Genomic DNA, 3,289 nt, shown 5'->3' on the forward strand with positions numbered 1-3,289 from the left:
GCTGTGGCGTTCCTGCAGCTTTCCCTCCAGCTGCTGGCGCTTGCCTGCGATCTCTGGCCAGATCGTCATGGGTAGGTTTGCCCCGCTGCTCTTTCTCCTTACCCTTGAGCTTTCCAATTGCCATCTACGACCCCTTTTCACATGGGGCTCATCCAAATTCAAAGTTCTCAAGAAGGTCCAGAGCCTGTTTGACACAAGCCTGGCTCCAACCCGCATCCATGGCTTGCCGCACTGGAATCATGTTGGCAGCCATCCCGCTGACCACGGGCCGAAGCATGAACCCGGCGATGATCTCAATAGTAAGGGGTGCGAAACCTCGGTCGCTCCATGACAGGCGCGAAGGCACTTGGAAGAAAGACCCGCGCAGGTCTACTGACATCGGCCGACTTTGCTTGCCATAAAACCGTTGACATGGACGGCCCGTTACCGAAGTCCTGACCCTAGCGATCGGCAACAACGGGCTCGGCGCGTAACTTTCCTTTCTCGCTGGCCGGGCGTCGCCTATCATACACATCACCCGGCTCGTATTTCCCGGTCGCTCCGCACAATCCTTGGAGCACCGGTCATCATGCATTTCTGAGCCGAGAATGCGGCACACGCATTATTGTTTTCTCATTTGGTCTCGACTGCCGCCCGCAATTGTCTGATGAGTTCGGCAATCTGCGGATCGTTCGGCTGCAGACGGGCGAGAGCCTCGGCATATTTCAGCGTTTGCGGGAAGCGTCTGAGTTTAAGTCCAAACTGGATCGCAACGCCGAGCAGATTGGCGTCGGCTTGACCACCCGAAACGGCCTGTCCCAAGATCGCGAACGCGTCCGCAGTCCGACCGATCGAATCCAGCGCAATGGCAAGCGTCGTTCTATACCGGGAATTGTCCGGATCCAAACGCACGGCTTCTTCGAGTTCCTGGATGGCGTGGGGCATAGCCTTCTGGCGAACGAGCGACAGTGCGTGTCCGTAGCGCAAGTCAGCCTGGTCGGGCGAAATTGCGATCGCCTCTGCGTAGGCGTGTTCGGATTTTTCGTTCTGGCCTGTGGCCCGGTAGAGCTCGGCAAGATTAATGCGCGCGCCTGAAAACGCCGGATCAAGCGCAATCGCCTGGCGGAACACTTTTTCCGCTTCGTTCAGGCGCTGCTGGTCGAACAAAAAGGATCCATAGCTGTTCTGTGCCTCGGCGACGTCGGCGTTTGCCTGAACATAGGCACGCAGATCTTCGACCGCGGCATTAAAGGTGCGGCGTTCATTGCCGAGGAAATCCAGCGATGGCGTGCTGCCGAGCGCTATGACGGCCGCCACCCGGACGGCGCGTGTTTCATCGCCGAGTAGTTTGCCGATCGCGTCGAGCCGGCGCTCCGGCGGCAGATTGCCCGCCGCTTCCGCAGCCCCCAGCCGGACAAGCGGGTCGGAATTTCCCGCTGCCGCCTTTACGTCCGCGACTGCGGCTTCGCCCCCGACCCGGCTCATCGCGGCGATCGCGCTGCCCTTGACGATGCCCGCCTGTTCGCGGTCGGCGAAGAGGCTGCGCAGCGCCTCGATTGAACCAGGATCATTCTGCGCCACGCCCGCGAAAGCGTGCGCGATGGTCGGGCGATTGCGCCAGGCCGTGCCGTACCATCTCTCCATATTCTCGACTGCCCAGGCGTTGGTTTTGTCCTCGTGACACGTAGTGCAGGCGTTCGGTGTGCCGTAGGTACCGGAAAGGTCGGGGCGCGGGATTACCAAGGAGTGGTCCCGCCGCCGGTCGACCTTCATATAGGTGCGCTCCGGCATGTGGCAGTTGGCGCACTGTGCGCCGGTCGATCCCATAGGGTGATGCGTATGGGCTGGCGTGTCGAAGTCACCGCCCGGGTGATATTTCACAAAGCGTTCCGGAGGGATTTTCGTATGGCATTGCGTGCATAGAGCATTGTCCTCCGCCTTGAGAGCTCCCTCATGTGGCCGGTGGCAATCGAGGCAGGTGACGCCTGCTCGCGCCATCTTGCTCTGCTGGAAGGAGCCGTATTCGAACACTTCGTCGAGAATCTGCCCGTCAGGAAAGTAAAGGTCCGGACGGAGCAACGCCGGGGAGAAATGGTCGAGAAAGGATTGTCCGGGTTGAAAGCTGTTGAGAAGCTTGGTCCGTCGTGAATGACAGCCAAAGCAGGCGCTCGCATCGACCTTCGACAAGCCCATGTTCGGGCCTGCGGGCGCCGTGGCATCTTTGCATTTCGCCTCGGCCCACGCGACATGCTTTGCGCCCGCGCCGTGACAAGACTGACAGCCTATGCTTGTCGCGACATAGGACGATCTGTATTCGTTCGTCTCCGGCTGAAAATTGGTCTGAGGGTCGGTCGAATGGCAGTCGATGCAGGTGCGGTTCCAGCGGTAGAACGGGCCCGTCCAATGAAACGTGGATCCCGGTCTTGCGGGTTTGCCTTCACCGAGCCAGAACCATTGCTGCCTTTCGGTATCCCAGGCCACATCGAGTGCCTGCAGTCTGCCGCCGCCGAGATCGACCAGGTATTGCTGGAGCGGTTCATAGGCGAAGGTGTATCTGACCTCAAACTCAGATGACCTGCCATCACTTCCTTCGGTGCGGACGAAGAAGCGTCCGTCCCGGCGAAAGAAGGTTGACACGATGCCATCGTGCTCGAAGCGGGTATTGTTGAAATCTGCGCGCACTGTCTCGTCATCGGCGAGCGCCATTGCCTTGGCGTGGTGGGATTTTGCAAAGGCGGCGGCCTGGTCGGCATGGCAAGATGCACATTTCGTCTCGTCCACGAAGCCGTCGTGGACCGACATGCGAGGATCAACGGAGACGGCGGGAGTTTTCTCGGCGGCAAAGGCTTGCGCGGCGAATAACAAAGCGCCGAGCGAAAAGATCACCCGGAGAGCGGCCGCTGGGTGGCCTAATATCGTCAATCGAACGGCTCCGTTATTCTGATGCAAAGGTCACGCTGCAACCAAGCGGCTGACCCAAGCATCGAGCACAACAGTAGCCGAGACGAGGCTGATCCGGCCAGCCTCCCATTTTCGGTTACGAACAATTGCGTTCATCTCGATGATCAATCAGTACGGCTTTCACGCGATCAAGGGCGAACGCGAGCTGCACATACATGGGATGCTCGATCCACAGAGTGCCATCATTGTCGAAGACGGCGATCCGCTCTGGCTCAGGGACGAAGTCGGGCGAGTTTTCCGTGGTCACCTTTTTGACGAACGCTTCGATCGCCGTCTTGGGTGCCGTGTCGTTCCATGACGGCAAGAGGTCCGTCTGAGCCCGCGCTGTCGCACTCGCCAGCAGCAGAAG

The 3,289-nt window shown here is 59.6% G+C and carries 1 protein-coding gene and 1 pseudogene; both read right to left on the reverse strand.

Translation table 11 applies throughout. The features are described 5' to 3' along the window. Window positions 1-612: 612 nt before the first annotated feature. Window positions 613-2,781, reverse strand: a complete 2,169-nt coding sequence (locus tag AAAC48_RS09340) for a tetratricopeptide repeat protein (RefSeq protein WP_340653916.1) — start codon at window positions 2,779-2,781, stop codon at window positions 613-615. 274 nt (window positions 2,782-3,055) lie between these two features. Further along, a pseudogene (locus AAAC48_RS09345) lies at window positions 3,056-3,289 on the reverse strand (haloacid dehalogenase-like hydrolase); the annotation flags it as partial.

It is taken from the genome of Phyllobacterium sp. (genome assembly GCF_037994405.1).
Lineage (GTDB): Bacteria > Pseudomonadota > Alphaproteobacteria > Rhizobiales > Rhizobiaceae > Phyllobacterium.

Bases quoted from the DNA above. Each gene is read 5' to 3' on its own strand.
- AAAC48_RS09340 (WP_340653916.1), bottom strand. From the start codon at position 2,781: ATGTCGGTCCACGACGGCTTCGTGGACGAGACGAAATGTGCATCTTGC.